The sequence below is a fragment of the Ottowia sp. genome (assembly GCF_035444425.1).
Classification (GTDB): domain Bacteria; phylum Pseudomonadota; class Gammaproteobacteria; order Burkholderiales; family Burkholderiaceae_C; genus Ottowia.
On record NZ_DAOMOQ010000036.1, the window covers coordinates 1 to 21,593 of the forward strand.

Here is a 21,593-nt window from a genome sequence, read left to right on the forward strand (position 1 = left end):
CTGCCTCCCATCACGCGCCTCGGCTTTGAAGGGAACAATGTGTTGAGAAACTACAACTAGGCACGCCAGCAGCAACAGCCGGCGCATCCAGCACGGCGGCCACGCGCGCATCAAGCAGCGCCAGGCGTCGTGGCCAGCCGGCCGGCATCGAACAAGACACCCGCCGGAGCCTCCCTGTGAACGACTCATGCGGGCATGATACTGAGCCGACGCAAGCAGCCACGCGGCTCTCGCGAAGAATCCTGTACCGGGTGTGCGGCCTTGGCGCCACCTTGCCTGGCGCCAGGGGACCGGCCGGCCGGCTTCAGCCGCGCCGGCGCGCCGCCATCTCGGCGCCGATGCGGTCCAGGTCGGCCGCACTGAAGCCCGGCTGCGCCGCCGGGTAGGCGATGGCTTCTTCCAGCGGGATGTGGCGTTCGTAGCAGTTGATGAAGTCGTCCGCCAGGCGGCGCTCGACGTCGCTGATGGCGCCCGCGGCCTCGTCGTCGCGCCAGACCAGCAGGATCTGGCGCAGGCGGCTCCACAGCCAGTGCATGCGCACGTGGTCGGCCTGCAGCTGCGCCACCGCGGCCGGCACCAGCGGATCGGGGTGCGACAGCAGCGCCGGGAACACGTGCAGCTCCTCGTCCTGGTGATGCAGCGGCCCCGCGATGTCGAAGTAGCGCAGCACGTCGCCCACGGCGGCGCGCGACTTGTCATCGTGGCCATGTTCGTCTACATGGGCCACGATGCGTCGCAACAGCTCGAGACTGCGATGCACCCGCTCGTGGCAGGCCTCGAGCATCTCGAAAGGTTGCTCGAAGCCGACCGCGGGGCTGCTCAAGCCGGGCAGGGATACCGCGCTTTTCGCCATCGGGCCATTGTGGGTCGGTCTGGCAACTAAAGAAATGCGTCCAGGTCAAGAATCCGGCAGTTCGCAGGCGGCCGGTGCCTTGCCGTCGCGACCGAAAATGCGGCCCTGTCCGACATGAGCGCCGTCTAAACTTGGCCGGTGGCCTGCGCAAACCTGCTTACCCACCCGTGGCTGTCCCGGGGCGCCATCGTGCTGGCGCTGCTGCTGGCGCTGCCCGGATGCGCTGTTTTTCGCGGCGACGACGGCGGCGCCGGCACGGGCGAGCCGGCGTCGGCCGCGTCGCCGGAGCAGGCGGACACCGGCGATGGGGCGCCCGCCGAGCCGGCCTTCGACATCCGCGTGGAGGCCGAAGACGAGGAGTTGCGCGCGCTCGTCGAGCGCCACAACGAACTGCGGCGCTACCGCGCGCTCGGCGACCTGGACGACACCGAGTTCGCGCGCCTGATGGCGCTGGCCGAGCGCGACGTGCGCAACCTGCTGGGCACCGAGGGCTACTTCACGCCCGAGGTCAGGCTGCGGCGCGAACCCGGCACCGATGGCAAGCCGGTGGTGGTGATCGCCATCGAGCGCGGCCCGGCCACCACCATCGAGCGGGTGGACATCGAGTTCGAGGGCGACATCGCCGCCTCGAGCGATGCCGAGGCGGTGGAGCAGCGCACCGGCATCACCGACCACTGGGCGCTCGACGAAGGCAGGCGCTTCACGCAGGAGCGCTGGAGCGACGCCAAGACCGGCGCCCTGCGCCGGCTGGTCGAGCGCCGCTACCCGCGCGGGCGCATCAGCTACAGCATCGCCGACGTCAGCGCACCCGCGGCCAAGGCGCAGCTGGGCGTGCGGCTCGACTCCGGCCCGCTGTTCCGGCTCGGGGCCGCCACCGTGACCGGCGCCCAGCGCTACCCGCCCGAGCTGGCCGAGCGCCTGTCCTGGCTCAAGCCGGGTGACATCTACGACCAGAAGCGCCTGGTCGACGCGCAGCAGCGGCTGGCCGGCAGCGGCTACTACGACTCGGCCTACATCAGCATCGACCGCGAAGGCGATCCGGCAGCGGTGCCGGTCAGCTACCAGGTGACCGAGGCCAAGCGCCACAAGGTGCAGCTCGGCGTCGGCTACAGCACCGACGGCGGGCCGCGCGTGTCGCTCGAGCACCGCGACAACACCGTCTTCGGCACCAGCTGGCGCGCCGACACCAAGCTGCATTTCGACCGCAAGGCACCGCTGCTGCAGACCGAGCTCAGCTCGCTGCCGAACGCCGACGGCTGGCGCACTGCCATCTTCGCGCGCCACATGCGGCAGGACGACGGCTCGCTGATCACCACCTCGCAGACCCTGCGCGCCGGCCGCATCAAGAACGGGGAGCAGTACGACCGCAACTTCTACCTGCAGTTCGACCACGCCAGCGTCACCGGCGTCGCCAGCCGCCAGGTGCCCGATGCGCTGATCGGCGACGGCGCCGCCATCAGCGCCAACTACGCCTGGACCGGGCGCTACTTCGACAGCCTGCCGGTGCCCTCGCGCGGCTACGGCCTGCACTTCGACGTCGGCGCCGGCATGACCCTGCAGGGCGAACGCAAGCCGTTCGCGCGCCTGGCCGGCCGCTGGCTCGGACTGATTCCGGTCGGCCAGGGCGGCAGCCGGCTGGCGCTGCGCTCCGAGCTGGGCGCCATCCTGGCGTCGAAGCAGGCGCGGCTGCCGGCCACCTACCTGTATCGCACCGGCGGCGACAGCTCGGTGCGCGGCTACGCCTACCGCAGCATCGGCATCCCGCTGGGCGATGGCTGGATCGGTCCCGGCCGCTACATGGCGGTCGGCAGCATCGAATGGCAGCGGCCGATCATGCAGGAGCGTTTCCCCGGCCTGCTGGAGCACGCGCTGTTCATCGACGTCGGCGGCGTCGCCAACAGCGTCGGCGAACTGCGCGCGCACTGGGGCGTCGGCACCGGCCTGCGCCTGATCACGCCCGTGGGACCGATGCAGCTGGACATCGCCTACGGCCTGAAGTCCAGGCAGATCCGGCTGCACATGAACGTGGGCTTCGTGTTTTGATGACCCCCCTGAGTCGCTTCGCGCCTTCCCCCCTGAAGGGGGGACAACGCCAGTGGCCGGTGCAAGCCCGGCCACGGCGTTCGCTGGGATGGCCTGCTCCGCGGCCATTCGAGACGCGCAAGCGCTTGAGCCCCGCCGGTATGCGCAGCGCTGCGGATGCTGGAATGCCATGACCAACGCAACCGACGCGAGTCGAAACAGCGCGGAAACCGCGGATGCTGGTCCCAACACCAGCGCGCCCGCAGCCGCCAGCCCGGCGCCGCCACGCCGCCGGCGTCGCGGCTGGCGCCTCTTCATGTGGAGCTGGCTGGCGTTGATCACGCTGCTGGCCGGCCTGCTGATCGGCCTCTGGGTCTGGACCGGCAGCGAGGGTTCGCTGGCCACTGCCCTGCGCCTGGCCGGCGCCCGCGCGCCGCTGGTCACCGACGAGGTGCATGGCAACCTGCGCAGCAGCGGTAGGGTCGGCCGCCTGGTGTGGGAGGAAGGCGGCCTGCGCATCGAGGTGCACGACGCCGAGATCCGCTGGACGCCGGCTGCCCTGCTCACCCGCACGCTGCAGATCGACCACCTGGGCGCCAGCCGCATCGTGGTCGACGACCAGCGCCCGCCCAGCGAGGAACCCTCCGCCGGACCGCCGGCGTCGGTTGCGCTGCCGATCCAGCTGCAGGTGAAGGAACTGGTGGCCGGCGAGCTGCGCTGGGCCGGGCCGCCGCCCTACACCATGCAGGACATCGCCGGCCGCTTCGACTACGACGGCACGCGCCACCTGTTCGAGCTCGATCGTGCGCGCGTCGAAGGCGGCAACTACCGCGCCCGTGCGCAGATCACCGCACACGCGCCGATCAGCCTGGAGCTGGCGCTGGCCGGCGCGCTGACGGCGCCAGTGCCGGGCGCGGGGAATCCGCTGCCGCTCAGCCTGCAGGCGACACTGCGCGGCCCGCTGACCGAGCTGCACGCACAGGCCGATCTGCGCGCCATGCCGACGCGCACCGACGCACCCGAGCTGCCGCCGCTGCCCGACACCGCGGCGACGGCCCCCAGCGCGCCCGCTTCCGCGCTGCCCACACCGCCCACGCCGCCAGCAGCATCGAGCACCACCGGCGACGCCGACACGCCCGAAGCCCACGTCACCGCCCGCATCACGCCCTGGGCCGCGCAGCCGCTGCCCGAAGCGCATGCACGGTTGCGCGCGGTCGACGTCGGTGCGCTGTGGGCCGAGGCGCCGCGCACCCGGCTGTCCGGCCAGCTCGACCTGGCACCGCTGCCGGCCGATGGCGCAGCCGGCTGGCGCGTGCTGGCCGAACTCAGCAACCGCCACGCCGGCCCCTGGGACCAGCGCCGGCTGCCGGTCGAGCAACTGCACGCCGATGTCACCTGGCAGGACCAGGTCGCCACCGTGCGGGCGCTGAAGGCGCAGGTCGGTGGCGGCACAGTCGAATCGACGGGGCGCTGGGCCGCACCGGCCGGGGCACCTGCCACCGCGCCACCGGCCAGCCCCCCGGCCGCGGCGACTGGCCAGTGGCAGATCGACACCCGCATCAGCGGTGTCAACCCAGCGCGCCTGCACACCCAGATGGCCGCGTTACCGGTCGACGGCACGGCCAAGGTGTCGGGCGTGGGCAGCGCGATCGACTTCGATGCCAGCCTGCAGGCGCGCGGGCAGCGCGCCGATGCGCCGGCACGCAGCGGCGAATCCACGGCCCAGGCGCTGGCGCGCGACCTGCGCGCGTTGGCCCTGCGCGACGCCCTGGCGACCGGCCGCTGGGACACCGGCCTGCTGACGCTGAAGCGCCTGCGCGTGCGCACCGACGACGCGGAGCTTGCCGGCAGCGCCAGCGTGCGCCCCGCCACGCCCGGCGGCAGCGCCGACCTGGTCTTCACCGCACCCGGCACCCGCGTCACCGTCAAAGGCGAAGCGCAGCCGAGCACCGGCGCCGGCAGCCTGCGCGCCGAGATCGACGATGCTGCCCGCCTGCTGGCCTGGGCGAAAAAACTGCCCGGCGCCGACCAGGCCCTGGCCGAGCTCGGCGCCAGCGGCCGCGCGACGCTGGTGGGTGACTGGCGTGGCGGCTGGCGCGATCCCGCGCTGCAGGCGCGCCTGAGCGCGCCCAGCCTGGACCTGCGCCTGCCCGGCGCCGAAGCCGACACGGCGCCGATCCAGGCGCGCGGCGTGGAACTCACCCTCGACGGCCGGCTGGCCGACGCACTCATCACCGCCAGTGGCCGCGTCACGCAGGGCGAGCGCCAGCTCGATCTGCGCCTGGCCGCCAGCGGCGGGCGCAGCACGCCCAAGGCCGCGCTGGCGGCGTCCGACTGGCGCGCCACCGTCAGCCAGCTGCAGGCCGACATACGCGATCCGGCGCTGGGCGCGGGCGTCTGGCAGCTGGCCAGCCGCACACCGGTGCCGCTCAGCTGGTCGCCGGCCAGGGGCGGCCAGTTCGAGGCCGGTGCCGGCGAGCTCGGCATCACCTCGCCGGCGCCCAGCTCGCAAGCCCTGGTGGCCTGGGGGCCGGTGCGCTGGCGCGCGGGCGAGCTCAGCACCACCGGTCGCATCACCGGCCTGCCGCTGCAGTGGGTCGAACGTGTCGCCGACGCGCAGCTGGCCGACGCCGGGCTGACGGGCGACGTCGTCTTCAACGGCGACTGGGACGCCACGCTGGGCGATACCCTGCGCGTCACCGCCAACCTGGCGCGTGCCAGCGGCGACCTGACGATCCTGACCAACGACCCACAGACCGGCGTGCAGTCGCGCGTGCCCGCCGGCCTGCGCGAGGCGCGCCTGACACTGCGCAGCCAGGGCCAGGCGCTGCAGCTGCAGCTGAAATGGGACAGCGCCCAGGCCGGCAGCGTCGATGGCCAGCTGCGCACCGAGCTCGCCGCCAGCCGCACCGAGGACGGCGGCACGCAATGGTCGTGGCCCGAATCGGCACCGCTGCAAGGCCAGCTGCAGGCCCGCCTGCCGCAGATCTCGGCCTGGTCGGTGCTGGCGCCGCCTGGGTGGCGGCTGCGCGGCGCGCTCGCGGCCGACACGCGCATCGGCGGCACGCGCGGCACGCCATCGATCAGCGGCACCCTGAGCGCCGACGACCTGGCGCTGCGCTCCGTCGTCGACGGCATCGAGTTCGCCGACGGCCGGCTGCGTGCCCGCCTGGACGGCACGCGCCTGCTGATCGACGAGTTCACGCTGCGCGGCGCCGGCGAGCAAGGCGGCCGGCTGCGCGCCAGCGGCGAGGCCGGCTGGATCGACGGCCGCGCGCAGGCGCGGCTGAACGCGAACCTGGAGCAGCTGCGCGCCAGCATCCGCGCCGACCGCCAGGTCACGGTGTCGGGCCAGGTGCAGGCGACGCTGGACGACCGCGCCATCCGGGCCGACGGCCAGCTGCGCGTCGACCGCGCGCTGATCGTGCTGCCCGACGAGAACGCGCCGCGCCTGGGCGACGACGTCATCGTGCGCGGGGCCGACGGCAAGATCATGTACGGCAGCCAGGCGCCCGGCGCCGTGGCCCGTCCCACCAGCGCCGCCGGCCAGCAGGATGCCGAGCAGGCCAAGCGCACCGAAGCCCGCAGGACCCGCGCCGACGCCCAGGCGGCGCAGGGCGAGAGCACGCCGCTCCGCATCGCCGCCAAGGTGCAGGTGGACCTGGGCGAGGACTTCCGCCTGCGCGGCATGGGCATCGACACCCGGCTGGCCGGCGTGCTGACGCTGGCTGCCGACGGCCCGGCCGGCGCCATGCCGCGCCTGACCGGCACCGTGCGCACCGTCGGCGGCACCTTCCGCGCCTACGGGCAGCAGCTCATCATCGAGCGCGGCAACATCATCTTCCGCGGCCCGATCGACAACCCGACGCTGGACATCATCGCGCTGCGCCCCAACTACACCAGCGACCAGCGCGTCGGCGCGCAGGTCATGGGCACCGCGCTGCTGCCGCGCGTGCGCCTGTACTCCGAGCCCGCGCTGCCCGACAACCAGACCCTGGCCTGGCTGCTGCTGGGCCGCCCGGCGCCCAACACCGGTGCCGAGGCCGCGATGTTGCAATCGGCCGCGCTGGCGCTGCTGGGCGGGCGCGAGGGGCGCGGACTGGCGCAGAGTTTCGGCCTCGACGAGCTGAGCTTCTCCGGCGGCGGCGATGGCGAGGTCGCCAACGCCAGCGTCACCCTGGGCAAGCGCCTGTCGGATCGCCTGTACGCCGCCTACGAGCACAGCCTGTCGGGCGCCAGCGGCACGCTGCTGATCTTCTACGAGTTGTCGCGCCGCTGGACCCTGCGCGGCCAGGCCGGCGAGAACGCCACCATCGACCTGATCTTCCGCCTGAGCTTCGACTGAAGGCCGGCGCGGCGTCGATACAATCGCCGTTCACCACGCCGCCCGGCGTGCGTGCACGGCAACTCCCTGTAGTTCAACGGATAGAACAGGGCCCTCCTAAGGCTCAGATGCAGGTTCGATTCCTGCCGGGGAGGCCACACCACAGGCCGCATGCTTCCAACAGCGTGCGGCCTTTTTCTTTTCTCCCTCTATGGAGCCGCTTTTCGAGTGCGTATCGGGCTGCATGGGTGCGTGTGAAGCCGGGGGTATCTGGGGGTACTTTAGGGGGTATTTTTTCAGGAAATGGGGGTATCTCACGATGCCCACGAAAAAAAAACCGGCACGCGGCCGGTCTTGGTTGGCTTGGGGGGCAGGACTCAATCAGGCGCAGCAGCAGGCACCAGGGCAATCTCGCCGGCCGCGACTGAATACCAGAACGCCCCCATCCATTCAGCATCTTCGTCGCTCATGGATTCGCCTGCGTCTGAGTCGAACTCCTTCACGATGGTCAGCACAGGCGCCACAAGGAAGTCGAGCACGGGAAACGGCAGCAGTATCGCGGGCCGATCCACCGGGGGCACGGATGCGAGCGCGGCCCGCAGCGCAGGTGCAAGAGGCGCCAGGTCGCCGCCGTGCTGCACGACTTCCGCCGCGTAGTCCAGAAGGTGATCCACTGCCAGGCGCGCGGGGCTGGGGGCCGGGGGCGCTTTCGGCGCGCGTGGCGCCGGGGGCTCGACAACGGCGTCGGGGCGCTTGATCCGGCCCGGCTCCAAGTGGCGGCGGCGCCAGCGGGCGGCGCGCTCTACGCTGTCGGTCGGCATGCCGCGCTTGGCCAGGCGCGACACCATGGACGTGGAGATGCCCAGCTCACGGGCAAGATCGATCATCTTCATGTTTGAACCTTTCGCACGTTTTGAACCAATCCGGGCGGTGTTGACCGCTTTGTGAACCATCAAAAAAATCTGCACACTAGCGCGATCTCGCGCTCGTTTCGCCCCCGTACCGAGTTGGTCCAGGGAGGACCCGAGATACGGATTTGTTTTTTCTTTTCCGCTTTCCTTCGGGTATGACTCATTTTTGCCGGGGACACCGGGGACAAACCGGAAAAACCCATCTAACCCATTGTCGTCATTGGTGAATTTTGTCCCCGGTGGCGCCGGGGACACCCCGATCCCAACCGGGGACACCGGGGACACTTTTTGCCCGTGTCGGTGCACTCGCCTCCGGTGGCTCCGCCGGGGCGCACCGGGCCGGGGCTTTTACGATCAGGTCGTTTAACAGGATGGGGCTCGTTTTGGAGAACGAGACCCCCATGCCTGGCCGGGCTCTTGCCATGGTTCTGCCTGGCATCTGACCAGCGTCGCCAGCGCGAGAAACCTCCCCGCCGCGCCCCGCCACGGCGCGCCGCCCGGTCATACCTCAAGCCCCATCAACTCAGGCTTGATGTGGTAGCAGCGGGTCGGCCCCATGCCTGGCAATCGGGGCTTGACGGTGTAGCGGCCGCCCTCGGCTGCCAGGCAGTCATGATCGGCCAGCACGCGGCACACAGCCTGCGGGTCGAAGCCTTGGCATACCTCGGTGCGGAAGGTCTCGGGCAGCACGAAGTACTCGGTCTGCATGTGCTCACCCAGCTCGGACGGCATGCGCTCGCCTATCTCGGCGGCGTGCTGGGTGTCGCGGCTGATCGGCGTGCCATCGGGCGTAACCATGCGGCGGAAGCCGGCGCGCTGCAAGGTCTTGGCATTGTGGTCGTCGGCGGCGCGGTGCCACCAGGTAAAGCGGCCCTCGCCGTGCAGCTCGAAGAACCGGCGCACCTGCCGCAGCATCTGCCGCACCTCGGCATTGCCGGCACCGCCACGCTGATCCAGCCAGGATTCAAAGCACAGCCGGGCGGCGCGCTCACTCTCACGGGCTGGCCAGCCGGTCAGCCCTGCCTCGGTAGCCAGCTCGCCGGCCACGGCAACCAGGGCAAAGCGGGCCGCCACGCGCTCGACCTGGCCGGATGCGCCCTCTGGCACCCAGGCGGCGCGCAATGCATCGGTGCGCTCGCGCAGGCGCTTGCCCAGCCCCTGCCATCGCCCGGCCAGCCACACCAGCCACTCACGGCCTGGCGCGCCATAGGTGGTGGCGGCGTTGCGCGTCAGCTCGTTGGCCAGCGCAGCGGGGCCGTCGCGGTCGTGCAGCGACTCGAACAGGCCCATGCCGGCGCCGGCATCGGACGACATGTCGACCATGCGCACCTCTTGCCCGACGCGGGCGCGCTTCATGGCTTCGGCCATGTGATCCGCCAAACCCAGCTCACCAGCACTCAGGAACAGCAGGCGCCAGGTCAGGCGGGCGCGCGGCGCGCTGCCACGTGTCGCCCGGCCCTTGCTTTGCTCGTTGGCCAGCATGTAGGCGCACTCGCCGGCAACGCGGCCTTCGACCTGCGCCAGTTCATCCAAGATCAGCAGCGCATCGCAGTGCTGGGCGGCGATGATCTCAAGCGCGTTGTCGGTGGTGCGCCAACGCTGCATGTAGCCGGGCGCGCCGTTGACGCTGGCGGCCACGCGCAGCGCGGTGGTCTTGCCTGAGCTGGAATCGCCCCGGAAGTGAAACCCTCCGCTGTCGACGCCCCCGGGGCGCATCAACGGCCCGGCGAAGGCGCAGGCCACGGCGAACACCAGGCGCGAATTGCCGGCGCACAGCGCGCCCACGCGGTCACGCCAGGCGGCAACGTCGCCACGCTGGCGGAAGGTGTTTTCCATCTGGGCATCGGACTGGAACACGATGCGCTCGGCACCGTCGCCGATGGTCTCACGGGGCAGCACGTAGGCGGCGCCGCCTTCGGCGGTGGCGTGCCAGCCGGTGCGGTCGGTGCACACCGCCAGCGCCTCGGGCTGGCGCGTTTGCAGGTACTCGGTCAGCTTGTTGCGGGCGGTGGGCGCTGAGTTGATGCGCAGGCCCATGCTGTACAGGATCGATCGGTATTCGCCGCCGTCGCCGGCCAGCATGCGCGCCGGCATGGCCCATTCACGCGGGCGGCCTGTTGGGTCGTTGAAGCTCAGCAGGTAGCCCCACGCCTGGCCATCGCTGTCGCGCGTGCGGGCGGTCACGTGCAAGGCGCTGCACAGCCACAGCGGATTGTTCGGGCGGCCGTCGCGGTCGAAGCCTTGGAAATACACCCCTTCGTCGGTGACGACGAAGGGATCGGCCGGCCCGCCTGCCGCGTCATCATGTTGCCCACGCGGCGGGCCGGGGCTGTGGCGTGCCGCCTGGCGCGTGGCGTGGTCGTTGATGGCGCCCTCGATCAGCGCGCGCACCGCGTCAAGCCCCGCCGACTGGTGCAGGTCGTTGAAGTCGCTGGCGCCCTCGGGCAGCGGCGCCGGGAACACCGCCAGCCCCTTCACTGCACGCGCGGCGGCCGTGGCCTTGTCACGGCCGGGGTTGCTGCCGGTGCGCGCTGCGGTGGCCGTGTCATCGTCGCCGGCCACCACGATCAGCGCATCGGGGTACAGCCCCCGCAGCGCCTTGCACACGTGCACCAGGTTGCCGGCGTCGAAGGCCACCGCCACTGGCCGGCCCGTGGCCTCGAACAGGCTGGCGGCGGTGGCGTAGCCTTCGGCCACCAGGATGACGGCGGCGTCATCCGGCGTGCCCAACATGCACCACAAGCCCGACTTGCGCCCGCCCTTGATGAACAACTTTTCCGGCGCACCATCGGCCGGGCGCTCGGGCGCAACGGTCTGCACGTTCCACAGCCGGCCCTCGCCATCGCGCAGCGGCACCAGCAGCCAACCATCGGCCGCGAAGCGCACGCCATGGGGCTGCACGCCCTTGCGCGCCAGGTAGGGGCTGGATCCGGTGTCGCCGGCCTCTGCCCACATCGCGGCGGCGCGGTCGGCGGCGCGCGCGTGGGCCGCATCCTGGCGGGCCTGCTCTTGCTGCCGGCGCGCGGCGCGCTCACGCTCTTGCTCTGCCAGTTGCGCAGGCGTGGGCGGTGGCGCCGCCGCCTCGGGCTTGGGCAGCTCGAAGCCGTTTTGCTGCGCCAGGTGCAGCAAGGTGCCGATGCCCACGCCACCGCCCGCCTTGACGCTGCGCCAGGTCGATTGCACGGCCTTCAAATCGTAGCCGTCGGCATCGCCCTGGCTCCACTTGTCGAACAGGTCGAGCCCCGTGCTGTCGGGAAACTCGGACTTGATCGCCATCGCCACGCGCGCCCATTCGTCGCGTGGCAGCTTGGGTGACACGAACGTCAGTGCGGCGGCAACCAAGGCGGGGGTGATGTGATTCATGGACTGCGGGCGCGCTCACGGCGCGCGGGTTTCGACGACATCGGCCAGGCGGTCGATGCTTTCGGAGTGAACGTCAATGGCGGCTGACACCGCTTCGCCGTGTGCGACGATGGCGTCGGCCACCGCGTCAACTGCGCAGGCCAACTCAGCGACGCTGCTGGCGACGCGCTCACCTGACGCAGCGACCGCAAGCAAGCCGGCATGAATGGAATCGGCAATGCTCGACATGCCGTTGTGCAACCACGATCCCATGCGTTGCAGCCGGTCGGTAGCCGGCAACCCTGCGGCGCGGCTCATTGCGTAGCCCCTTCCCGGATGCGCTCGTGCACCCAGGTCAGCACTGCCGACTCGGGCCACGCCGACAGGCGGCGCGTGATGCGCACGCACTGCGGGAACTTGCCTTCACGCATGAGCTGATAGATGGTTGATTTCTTGATGCCGGCGAGCTGCTCCACATCGGGCAGGCGTAGCAGGCGGTCTCGGGGCTGCGCCCCAGGCGCGGAGTGCACAAGCTGCATGGCGGTTTCCTTTCGGTCAGTTGCTGTAAGCCGCCCGCATCCGTGATCGGTTGCGTGGGGCTTGTCGGCATTGCAACCCGTGTAACCCTGTGCTGTCGCCTTGCAAATGGCTTGCGCGCCTCCATGCAAGGGCGTACCGAGGGCGATTCGTGCGCAGCGGTGCGAGGCCCGGCCGTCCCCGTGTAACCCTGATAAAAAAAGGGTTACGTGTACGGATTCAGCCGGTGCGGCGGTGGCGCGCGTCAGCGTCTGGCAGGGGCGATGCTTCGGGCTTGGTGGGCTTGGGTCTCTTGCGACTGCGGAATAGCGCGGCTTGCAACGCCTGCCGGCTTACCCCCAGCTCACCGGCCATCGCAGCTAACGCCGCCGGGTTCGGGGCCGAATCGCTGCCGCCGCGCACGCGATGCTCAGCCCGAGCCACTTCGAGCTGATTGCCATCGGCCCATGACGTTCCCGGATTCGCCCGGCGGTAAGCCACCAGCGCCGGCCAGTCAGCCAGCGGGAACAGTGATGCCGGCACTGTCGAAGCTCCGGCACCCCAGCCCCATATCCTGGCCGCATCGGCGATACGCACCGCGATGGCGCGGCCCGGTAGCCTGGCATGGCTGAATGCCTCGGCATCGCTCGATACCGCACGCCCTCGCGACCACATCCAGTGATTGCGCATCAACCGAAGCGCAGCAGGCACACCGGGCAGCACCGGGACGACCCTGGAAAGATCGCGCCGGCCAAGATGGCGAACGACTGTGAGCGGCTGCCAATCTTCACTTGGCCGGGCCGCCGCATAGCCGCCCTGGCGCTCTGGCAGATTGAATCGCCACGGGCCAGCCTCTTGCCGCCGTTGCTGCGCGTCGGCCTCTCTTGCCTCAGCCAAACGGGCTTCGGTGTAGTACCCGAATGCCGCGTCATCGGCCGGCATTGCATACGCACCATCCTGCGCCAGAAACAGCGCCGGCGGCGTACTCGCCGCTTCCAGCGCATCGCACAGTTTTTCAACCGCGACCCTCCTGGGCAGTTCCTTCGCCACGATCAGCCACAACACCACGTCAGCCAGGCGCACCAGCTTGCCCGCCTCGGTGGCGTCTGCCTGCATGCTCAGGCCCGCCGATTCAGGGCGCCATTGATCCAGCCTGTCCGTGGTGTGCTTGTCCGTCATTGCCTTGCCTTTCGCCGTTCCGCCTGCCCTACACCAGCCCCTTTTCAGCCATGCTCAGCGCCACGCCGGGCGCGACGATGATGTGATCCAGCACGCGCACGTCAACCAGCGCCAGCGCAGCCTTGAGTGCCGCCGTGATGGCTTCGTCAGCACGGCTGGGCCGGGCATCGCCGCTGGGGTGGTTGTGCGCCAGGACTACGGCTGCCGCGAAGTGACGCAGCGCCGCCAACACCACTTCACGCGGGTACACGCTGGTTTGCGTCAGGGTGCCGGTGAACATGCGTTCGAAGGCAATGGCGCGGTGTTGGCTGTCCAGGAACAGGACCGAGAAGTGCTCGGACGACTCGCCGGCCAGTTGCAGGCACAGGTACTTTTTCATGGCGGCGGGGCCGTCAAGGTACACAGACTTGGCAACCAGCGCGCGCCCCACGATATCGAGCGCGCGATCCAGCGCGGTGCGCTCGCGGGCGGTGAGCGTGTGGCGGAAGCTGCACGCCCCATCGGCCGGGTTGTAGGCCGGCAGCGGCCGATCCAGCGCCGCCTGGCGGCGCGCGGGGGCCTTACGGGGCTTCGGGGTGGATTGGGCGACGTGCATGGCTCAGCCCCTCCGCAGCTCTGCGCTGGCCTGCTTGAGCAGCGTGAGCGCGCGATTGGTGCGGGCGGTGGCGGCCCACAGGTTTTGAGGGGTGGCGTCCTGGCGGACGAAGTAGAGCGCGCAGCTCAGCGCGTTTTCAAGCGCGGCCTGGCGCTGGATCGGATCGAGCGCGCGGCCCGGTCGGGCCAGGTGTGCCGCTGGTGCGGCGGTGGTGGCGGTTGCCATGGGTCAATCTCCTATTCGAGACTTGAAACCCACCCGCCGCGTTCTTACGCGCAGCAGGTGGACGGGATGTTAAGAACACGCGAATAGACGTGCGGGCGGCCTTACGGTGAGCCCCATCCCGCCCGAAACGGCGGCCGGCCGCCCATGGCGGGCAGCATGGCCAGATTCCAGACGTGACGAAAGCCCGCTTTCGGGGGGCTCGCACCGCTACTCGTGAAGGTGTTCTTACGCACCGGCCCCGGTCAGGGGTTGCGGGGATTGTGCCGATGCTGCGGGCTGGGGTCAAGCGGGCAAGGCTTCGTCCGCGTCAACATCCTTGATGGTCGACGTCCATGCGCCCTTGCGCTCGCGCATCACGATGGTTTGCTGCACCAGGCGCTCGACGGTGTTGATGCGATCCACCACGCGGCGGATCGGCTGGTTGCCTTCGGCATGCGCCATGAACACCAGGCGCACCAGTTTGCCGGCCCACTTGGGCACGCGGCCGTGCTTCTCCCAGCGGGCCACGGATTGCGCATCGGTGCCTATCATCTTGCCCAGCGCGGCCTGCGACATGAGCAGGCCCGACTGGCGGATGAACCGCAGCTCAGCCCCGGTCAGGTGGCCCGCCTTGTCGGCCAGCGCCGTGCAAATGGCGCGCTCGAGCCCCTCGCCATCAGCAAAGGCCACCGCCTCACCCATGGGCGTCTGCTTGACGGTGTAGCCGTTCACCAGCCACACATTGCGCAAACCGCCGAACGTGTAGTGATACATGGTCACGCCCCTTCCACCGAAAACACCGTGATGACAACCAGGTCGGGCTTGGGCATGTCCACGTACACGACCACAGCCAGGTCAACCCCCGCCACGAACCTTTGCATGCGACAGCGCAGGCCCTGATACCTTGGATCAGGCTCGGGCGTAGCGGTCAACTTGCCTTTTTGCAGCGCCTCGTACACCATGGCCGGCGTCACGTGGCGCTGCCGCATGCGCTGCTTCGCATGCAGCTGGAAAAGCACGTTGGCCGTGTCGAGTGCGCTGCGGCGGATGTGCTTTTCAAGTTGCTGCGGCGATGGCGAAGCCATTGGATATCTATCAATTTGATAGGTTCCGAGTGTACGCCAGAGCAAGCCTGTTGCGCCATCGCATAACGCACGCAGACGGCGAAACTGCCCGGTTTTCGGGCATTTCAGCGGTGATTGCTATGGTTTGAATAGCGTTAAACGACTGTTTCATGCGCCTTGTCGGCGACCGATAGGCAAACCCTAAAAAACAGCCCTTTCCGAACATCGTATTAACATAATGGCTATCGTATAAAGTAATCGCTTTAGAATTTGCCTATTGTACAAACTTATGATGCATGCTGCGATCCATTGAGGCTAGAATTCTAGCCATGAAACGCCCCACCGACGCCCGCACGCTCACCCCCGACGAATTCTGCGAAGCCCTGGCGGCGATCGGGTGGAAGCAAACCGAGTTTGCCCGCCGCACTGGCTTGACGCAAGCCACCGTGAACGCATGGGCCAACGGCCGCGCCCCGGCCCCACTGTGGGCCACCGCCTACCTTGAAGCGATGCTCGACCTGGCCATGCTGCATCGCAAGTACCTGGCTCCGGTGCCAAGGGAACAGCCGGCCACACCCGACGACAGCGCCCAGGCGCCGCCACCGGCCAGGCTGGCACACCATCTACCAGCACCGCCCGCAGCAGACTGAAGTCCCGCCCGCCGCTGGCCGGCGCCAAGGGAAGGCCCCTTCGCGCTCGCGTCCGGCAACGTGCGCACGTGGCCGCGACCAGCCCGGCCGCTGGCGTGCCCGCCTGAAAAGCCAAGGCAGCACGGATTCAGTTTTGAATTCATGGCGCCGCCGGGCCGCTGCGGACTGGCAGCCATGATTCCAATCGGAATCATCCGGCGTAAGGGCCGGAGACCACGATTCAATCCTGAATTCTGCTGCGGCTCTGTGGGGCTGAACGGCCCCGGTGTCCCCTATAAATGAATGAATTGAGTTCTTTTCTTTCATATAGTGAGAATGTCCCCGCTTTGTCCCCGCTTTGTCCCCGCTTTGTCCCCGCCTTCAAATCGGCGGAAACCCGCATGAATGCTGGATTCCTTGCTATATGTCCCCGCGTCCCCGGCGGTTTGGTGTTTTCCGGACGGAAGACCCGCCGAAAAGAAATAAAAAAACCGCCCTCGGGGCGGTCTTGGGGTGCGTCGGCGCGCCGCGTTTCAGGCGCTGCGCTGGGCCAGCGGGATGACGTTGCTGCCGGTGCGGCGCTGATCGAGCAGATCGGCCCACCACTGCATCAGGCGGGCGCGTTCGGCGTTGTAGGTGGCGCGGTGGTAGGCGGCGCGCACCTTGTTGCGTTCCAGGTGCGCGAGCTGGCGCTCGATCACATCGGCATCCCATTCGGCCTCATTGGCCATGGTCGAGAACAGCGACCGGAAGCCGGCGGCCGTGGCCACGCCCTTGTATCCCATGCGCGCCAGGGCGGAATTGAGTGTGTTGTCGCTGATCGCCTTGCCGGGATAGAACGGGCTTGGGAACACCAGCTCGCCATGACCAGACAGCGGCTGCTGTGCGGCCAGCACCGCCAGCGCCTGGCGTGACAGCGGGATGCGGTGCTCGGTGCGCATCTTCATCCGTTCGGCGGGGATGACCCAGAGCGCGCCAGCCAGGTCGAATTCATCCCAGCGGGCGCCTCGCACCTCGCCGGGCCGTGTGGCCACCAGGATCAGCAGGCGCAGCGCGTTGACGGTGTTGGGGTCGCCGCCGTAGTTGTCGAGCGCGGCCAGGAATGCCGGCAGCGCACGCTCGGGCAACGCAGCGCGGTTCTTGGTGTCGCGGGGCTTGAGTTCTTCGCTGGGGCGTAGGTCATACATCGGGTTGGACTGGACCCGGCCGTGCGTGGTCGCCCAGCGGTAGATTGCCTTCACGCGCTGCAACACGCGCCCGGCAGTCTCGCCGGCCCCCTTGGCCTCGATCACGCGGATGGTGTCGGTCAGTTCCTTGGCAGTGATGCTGGCCAGCGGGCGGGCGCCCAGCGTCGGGAAGATGTGCAGCTCCAAGGAGCGGCGGATGCTGTCGCGGGTGCGTGGTGTCCACCTGGCCGCTTGGTGGTCGAGCCACTCGCCGGCCACCGTTCGCATGGTGTTGACCGCATCGTGCACGGCCTGCGCCTTGTTGGCCTTGCGCTCGGCACCAGGATCAATGCCTGCGGTCAGCAACTGGCGCGCGTCGCTGGCGAGCTGACGGGCTGCCTTGATGCCAACCTCGGGGTACACGCCCAGCGCCAGCAGCTTTTCTTTTCCGGCGTGGCGGTACTTCAGGCGCCAGTACCGCTGTCCGGCCGGCGTGACCAGGACGAACAGCCCGGCGCCGTCAAAGTGTTTGCCCGCCTGGGGTCGGTTGCGGAGCATCGCATCGGTCAGTTTCATGGGGTACCGTGACGAGTCTGGGGGTACTTTTGGGGGTACTTTTCGACTCCCAAGTGTACAGGCCCAGGATTCATGCGGTCTAGCGGGCTAACTTCGATTCCTGCCGGGGAGGCCATATCGCGGCTGTCAGGTCGTAGCCATCCGCTCAGGCATCGCGACTCGCCCGCGGCGCAAGCGGCGCCTCCGCCGCGGCGCGATCGAGCGGAATCCGCATCACGAAGGCATTTCCGGCGGCCTGCGGATGGACCGCCACATCGCCGCCATGCGTCTGCACGATGGCCTGCGTGATGGCCAGCCCCAGGCCGGCGCCGTCGCCGCCACTGTGGGCATGGCTGCGGTCCGCCTGCACCCGATAGAAGCGATCGAACAGGTGCGGCAAGGCGGCCGCGCCGATGGGCGCGCCATCGTTGCGCACGCTCACGCAGGCACGGCCGTCCTCGACGCCGATCACGACCTCGATCCGGCCGCCGGCCGGCGTGTGCTGCAGTGCGTTCGACAGCAGGTTGCCGATGGCCCGGCGCAGCATCAGCCGGTCGCCCACCACGGTCGCCGCGCCCTGCTGGCTCAGGCTCACGTCGGCATCCAGGGCCAGCGCCTCGTAGAAATCGAACAGGGCCTGCACCTCGGCGCGCAGTTCGACCGGTTCACGCGATGGCAGCAGCAGCCCGTGATCGGTCTTGGCCAGGAACAGCATGTCGCTGACCGTGCGCCCGAGCCGCTCCAGTTCCTCGGCGTTGGATGCCAGGGTTTCGCGGTAGTCGGCGGCGGCGCGCGGCTGGCTCAGCGTCACCTGGGTTTGCGTCATCAGGTTGGAGATCGGCGTGCGCAACTCGTGCGCGATGTCGGACGAGAACTGCGACAGCCGCCTGAACGCATCCTCGAGCCGCGCCAGCATCTGGTTGAGCGTCAGGCTGAGGCCCACCAGTTCGGTCGGCACGTCGTCGACCGGCATGCGCACGTCCAGCTTGCCGGGATCGACCTGCGCGGCCCGGTCACGCAACGCGGTCAGCGGGCGCAGGCCGCGCCGGACCGCCCAGCCACCGCCGATGGCGCACCCGATGGCGCACAGCAGCACGGACGCGATCAAGACCCGCCGAAAGCTCTCGATGAACACATCGTGGTGGTGCATGTCGAGCGCCACGGTCACCGTGACGGGCGACTGCTGGGCCAGCGCGGTCGGAATGGCGACGGCAGCGCCGCGCCAGGCGCGATCACCGTCGTCCCAGCTGGTCAGCGCGGCGGGCATGGCCGCCTCGGGGCGTGCCATCGGCGGCGGTTGCTGCCCGAAATGCTGGCTGAACAGCAGCCGCCCGGCCGGGTCACGCACCGCGACGGCCAGGTTGTCGTGTCCGGCCAGCAAGGGTTGCAGGCGCCCGGGCAACGACGCCAGCGCGGCGGGCTCATCGATGCTCGCCACCAGCGCCTGCATCGGCCGCAGGTGGCTGCGCAGCGTATCGCGGTCCTGGCTCTCGAAATGCGCGTCGAGCGCGATCAGCGTGACCACGCCGAGCAACGCCAGCATGCCCGAGGAGACCAGCGTGAACAGCAGCGTCAGCTGCCAGGTGATGGAGTGGCGACGCAGGGCGGCGCTCATAGGGGACGCGGCGCTTCGTCCAGCACGTAGCCCATCCCGCGCACGGTCTGGATCAGCTTGGGCTCGAACGGGTCGTCCACCTTGGCGCGCAGGCGCCGCACCGCGACCTCGACCACGTTGGTGTCGCTGTCGAAGTTCATGTCCCACACCTGCGAGGCGATCAGCGAGCGCGGCAGCACCTCGCCGCGGCGGCGCAACAGCAGTTCAAGCAGGGCGAACTCCTTGGCCGTCAGGTCGATGCGCTGGCCGGCGCGGGTGGCGCGCCGGCGCAGCAGGTCGAGCGAGAGGTCGGCCGCCTCCAGCGTGGTCGGCTCATGCGCGCCCGGGCCAGCCGCCGTGCGCCCGCGCCGCAGCAGGGTGCGCACGCGTGCCAGCAGTTCGGCGAAGGCGAAGGGCTTCACCAGGTAGTCGTCGGCGCCGAGTTCCAGGCCTTTCACGCGGTCCTCGACCTGGTCGCGCGCAGTGAGGAACAGCACCGGGATCTCGCGCCCCGCCTGGCGCAGCGCACTGAGCACCTGCCAGCCGTCCAGGCCGGGCAGCATGACGTCGAGCACGATCAGGTCCGGCGCCTCGGTCAGCGCCAGGTGCAGCCCATCCGGCCCGTTGCGTGCCAGCAGGGCGGTGTAGCCGGCCTCCTGCAAGCCCTGGCGCAGGTAGTCGCCAGTCTTGGCTTCGTCCTCGACGATCAGCAGCTTCATTGCGTGGGAGTGTGCCCTGCCGGTGCGGCCGCGTGCAGCAGATGACAGAAAAGTAATCCTGGCGTCACCTCCGGGTCGGCCGCGGCGCGCCAGACTGCGCGCATGCCGAGTCCCGCCCCGCATTCCATCACCGGCGGCCTGCCGCGCCGCCACTTCCTGCAGGCGCTGGCCGCCCTGGGCGCCGGTGGCGCCGCAGGCACCGCCCTGCCCGCCTGGGCGCAGTTGCTGCCCGCTGCGCTCACCGGCACGCCGCCCGAGTTGCGCGGACCGAACTTCGAACTGACGATGGACTACACGGCGATCGATTTCGACGGCCGCCGCGGCATCGCCACCACCCTCAACGGCAGCCTGCCGGGGCCCACGCTGCGCATGCGCGAGGGCGAGACGGTGACCATCCGCGTCACCAACCGCCTGCGCGAGATGGCCTCGATCCACTGGCACGGCATCATCCTGCCGTTCCAGATGGACGGCGTTCCCGGCGTCAGCTTCGCCGGCATCGCGCCGGGCGAGACCTTCACCTACCGCTTCACGCTGGAGCAGAGCGGCACCTACTGGTACCACTCGCACTCGTTCATGCAGGAGCTGACCGGCATCTACGGCGCCCTCATCGTCGAGCCGCGCGGCGGCGAGACCATCCGCGCCGAGCGCGATCACGTGGTGCTGCTGTCGGACTGGACCGGCGACGACCCGATGCGCGCGCTGTCCAGGATCAAGGCCAGCGCGCATGTCTACAACCAGAACAACCCCACGCTGGTGAAGCTGCTGCACGATGCGCGCCAGCAAGGCATGGGCGCGGCGCTGGCCGAACGCGACATGTGGAACGCCATGCGCATGAGCCCGACCGACCTGGCCGACCTGTCGTCGCGCGTGCTCACCTATCTGGTCAACGGCCAGGCGCCGGGCGCCAACTGGACGGCCCTGTTCAAGTCCGGCGAGCGTGTGCGCCTGCGCTGCATCAACGGCTCCGGCAACACTTTCTATGACCTGCGCATCCCGGGCCTGAAACTCAGCGTGGTGCAGAAGGACGGCCAGGATGTCGAGCCGGTGACGGTGGACGAGTTCCGCATCGGCCCCGGCCAGACCTGCGACGTGATCGTGCAGCCCAGGGACGAGGCGTACACGCTGTTCGCGCAGTCGATGGACCGCACCGGCGCCGCCGTCAGCACGCTGGCCGTGCGCGAAGGACTGAAGGCCCCCGTGCCGGCGCTGGACGCGGTGCAGTGGCTGGGCATGGCCGACATGATGGGCAGCATGGAGCACGGCGCGCACGCAGGCCATGGCGATGCCGGCGCAGCGCCGATGAACCACGGCGCCATGGACCACGCGGCGATGGGCCATGGCGCCATGCAGCATGGACCGGCGCCGGCCAACCCGCTGGCCCGCGCCAGCACCCAGGTGCGCCACGCGCGCACCGAATGGGGCCCCGGCACCGACATGCGCGTCGACATGCCGCGCACCAACCTGGACGATCCGGGCGTCGGCCTGCGCGACAACGGCCGCCGCGTGCTGACCTTGGCCGACCTGCACACCCTCGGCGGCCCGATGGACTCGCGCGGGGCCGAGCGCGAGATCGAGCTGCACCTGACCGGCAACATGGAGCGCTACACCTGGTCGATCGACGGCCAGCGCTTCACCGACAGCAAGCCGGTGCATTTCCGCTATGGCGAGCGCCTGCGCGTCATCCTGCACAACGACACCATGATGACCCACCCGATGCACCTGCACGGCATGTGGCAGGAGCTGGAATCACCCAAGGGCGAGTTCCTGGCGCGGCTGCACACCATCCCGGTGCAGCCGGCGCAGCGCCTGAGCTTCCTGGTCACTGCCGACGCGCTGGGGCGCTGGGTCTGGCATTGCCACCTGATGTTCCACATGGACCTGGGCATGTTCAGGGAGGTGGTGGTGTCATGAGAAAGCATG

General features: G+C 69.6%; 16 protein-coding genes, 1 tRNA gene and 1 pseudogene. 5 read left to right on the top strand and 13 right to left on the bottom strand.

Annotated elements, in window-relative coordinates:
- Positions 1–304: 304 nt before the first annotated feature.
- The gene (locus PK606_RS12695; RefSeq protein ID WP_324564534.1) at positions 305–853 is read right to left on the bottom strand and encodes a hemerythrin domain-containing protein; all 549 of its coding nucleotides are present in this window, start codon (positions 851–853) and stop codon (positions 305–307) included.
- 138 nt (positions 854–991) lie between these two features.
- On the opposite strand from PK606_RS12695, the gene PK606_RS12700 reads away from it, so the two are divergent.
- The 3 genes from PK606_RS12700 (at position 992) to PK606_RS12710 (ending at position 7,357) form a co-directional block, all read left to right on the top strand.
- A complete protein-coding gene (locus PK606_RS12700) occupies positions 992–2,896 on the top strand; it encodes an autotransporter assembly complex protein TamA (protein ID WP_324564535.1) in 1,905 nt (634 codons plus the stop codon).
- Positions 2,897–3,191: 295 nt separating this feature from the next.
- On the top strand, positions 3,192–7,220 hold the full coding sequence (locus PK606_RS12705) for a translocation/assembly module TamB domain-containing protein (protein WP_324564536.1): 4,029 nt from the start codon (positions 3,192–3,194) through the stop codon (positions 7,218–7,220).
- Positions 7,221–7,282: 62 nt separating this feature from the next.
- Positions 7,283–7,357 (top strand) — tRNA-Arg (locus PK606_RS12710).
- A gap of 219 nt (positions 7,358–7,576) precedes the next feature.
- Here PK606_RS12710 and PK606_RS12715 read toward each other — a convergent pair.
- The 9 genes and pseudogenes from PK606_RS12715 to PK606_RS12755 all read right to left on the bottom strand — a co-directional run bounded on the left by PK606_RS12715 (position 7,577) and on the right by PK606_RS12755 (position 15,076).
- Positions 7,577–8,092, bottom strand: coding sequence for a hypothetical protein (locus PK606_RS12715; protein WP_324564537.1), 516 nt, complete (start codon positions 8,090–8,092; stop codon positions 7,577–7,579).
- Positions 8,093–8,611: 519 nt separating this feature from the next.
- Positions 8,612–11,473 carry a DUF927 domain-containing protein gene (locus PK606_RS12720; RefSeq protein ID WP_324564538.1) on the bottom strand — a complete coding sequence of 954 codons (2,862 nt, stop codon included), beginning with the start codon at positions 11,471–11,473 and terminating at the stop codon, positions 8,612–8,614.
- A gap of 15 nt (positions 11,474–11,488) precedes the next feature.
- Positions 11,489–11,770, bottom strand: a complete 282-nt coding sequence (locus PK606_RS12725; RefSeq protein ID WP_324564539.1) for a hypothetical protein — start codon at positions 11,768–11,770, stop codon at positions 11,489–11,491.
- Positions 11,767–11,991 (bottom strand): helix-turn-helix transcriptional regulator, encoded by a 225-nt coding sequence (locus PK606_RS12730; RefSeq protein ID WP_324564540.1) that lies wholly within the window; start codon positions 11,989–11,991, stop codon positions 11,767–11,769. Before PK606_RS12730 ends, PK606_RS12725 begins: the two co-directional genes overlap by 4 nt.
- 217 nt (positions 11,992–12,208) lie before the next feature.
- On the bottom strand, positions 12,209–13,147 hold the full coding sequence (locus PK606_RS12735) for a hypothetical protein (RefSeq protein WP_324564541.1): 939 nt from the start codon (positions 13,145–13,147) through the stop codon (positions 12,209–12,211).
- Between the two features lie 28 nt (positions 13,148–13,175).
- Positions 13,176–13,529: pseudogene (locus tag PK606_RS12740) on the bottom strand (JAB domain-containing protein); the annotation flags it as partial.
- Between the two features lie 216 nt (positions 13,530–13,745).
- Positions 13,746–13,967: a hypothetical protein gene (locus PK606_RS12745; RefSeq protein WP_324564542.1), complete on the bottom strand. Its 222-nt coding sequence runs from the start codon at positions 13,965–13,967 to the stop codon at positions 13,746–13,748.
- Positions 13,968–14,249: 282 nt separating this feature from the next.
- Positions 14,250–14,720, bottom strand: coding sequence for a hypothetical protein (locus tag PK606_RS12750; RefSeq protein ID WP_324564555.1), 471 nt, complete (start codon positions 14,718–14,720; stop codon positions 14,250–14,252).
- 2 nt (positions 14,721–14,722) lie between these two features.
- Positions 14,723–15,076: a DUF4258 domain-containing protein gene (locus PK606_RS12755; RefSeq protein WP_324564543.1), complete on the bottom strand. Its 354-nt coding sequence runs from the start codon at positions 15,074–15,076 to the stop codon at positions 14,723–14,725.
- 263 nt (positions 15,077–15,339) lie between these two features.
- Here PK606_RS12755 and PK606_RS12760 point away from each other — a divergent pair, with 263 nt between their 5' ends.
- Positions 15,340–15,660, top strand: coding sequence for a helix-turn-helix domain-containing protein (locus tag PK606_RS12760; RefSeq protein WP_324564545.1), 321 nt, complete (start codon positions 15,340–15,342; stop codon positions 15,658–15,660).
- A 512-nt stretch (positions 15,661–16,172) separates the two neighbouring features.
- Here PK606_RS12760 and PK606_RS12765 read toward each other — a convergent pair.
- The 3 genes from PK606_RS12765 to PK606_RS12775 form a co-directional block, all read right to left on the bottom strand.
- The gene (locus tag PK606_RS12765) at positions 16,173–17,381 is read right to left on the bottom strand and encodes a tyrosine-type recombinase/integrase (protein WP_324564546.1); all 1,209 of its coding nucleotides are present in this window, start codon (positions 17,379–17,381) and stop codon (positions 16,173–16,175) included.
- A 145-nt stretch (positions 17,382–17,526) separates the two neighbouring features.
- Positions 17,527–18,975: a heavy metal sensor histidine kinase gene (locus PK606_RS12770; RefSeq protein ID WP_324564547.1), complete on the bottom strand. Its 1,449-nt coding sequence runs from the start codon at positions 18,973–18,975 to the stop codon at positions 17,527–17,529.
- Complete coding sequence (locus PK606_RS12775; protein WP_324564548.1) at positions 18,972–19,673, bottom strand: heavy metal response regulator transcription factor; 702 nt, start codon at positions 19,671–19,673, stop codon at positions 18,972–18,974. Before PK606_RS12775 ends, PK606_RS12770 begins: the two co-directional genes overlap by 4 nt.
- Positions 19,674–19,775: 102 nt before the next feature.
- Between PK606_RS12775 and PK606_RS12780 the strand changes: the two genes are divergently transcribed.
- A complete protein-coding gene (locus PK606_RS12780) occupies positions 19,776–21,584 on the top strand; it encodes a copper resistance system multicopper oxidase (RefSeq protein WP_324564549.1) in 1,809 nt (602 codons plus the stop codon).
- The last annotated feature ends 9 nt before the right edge of the window (positions 21,585–21,593 follow it).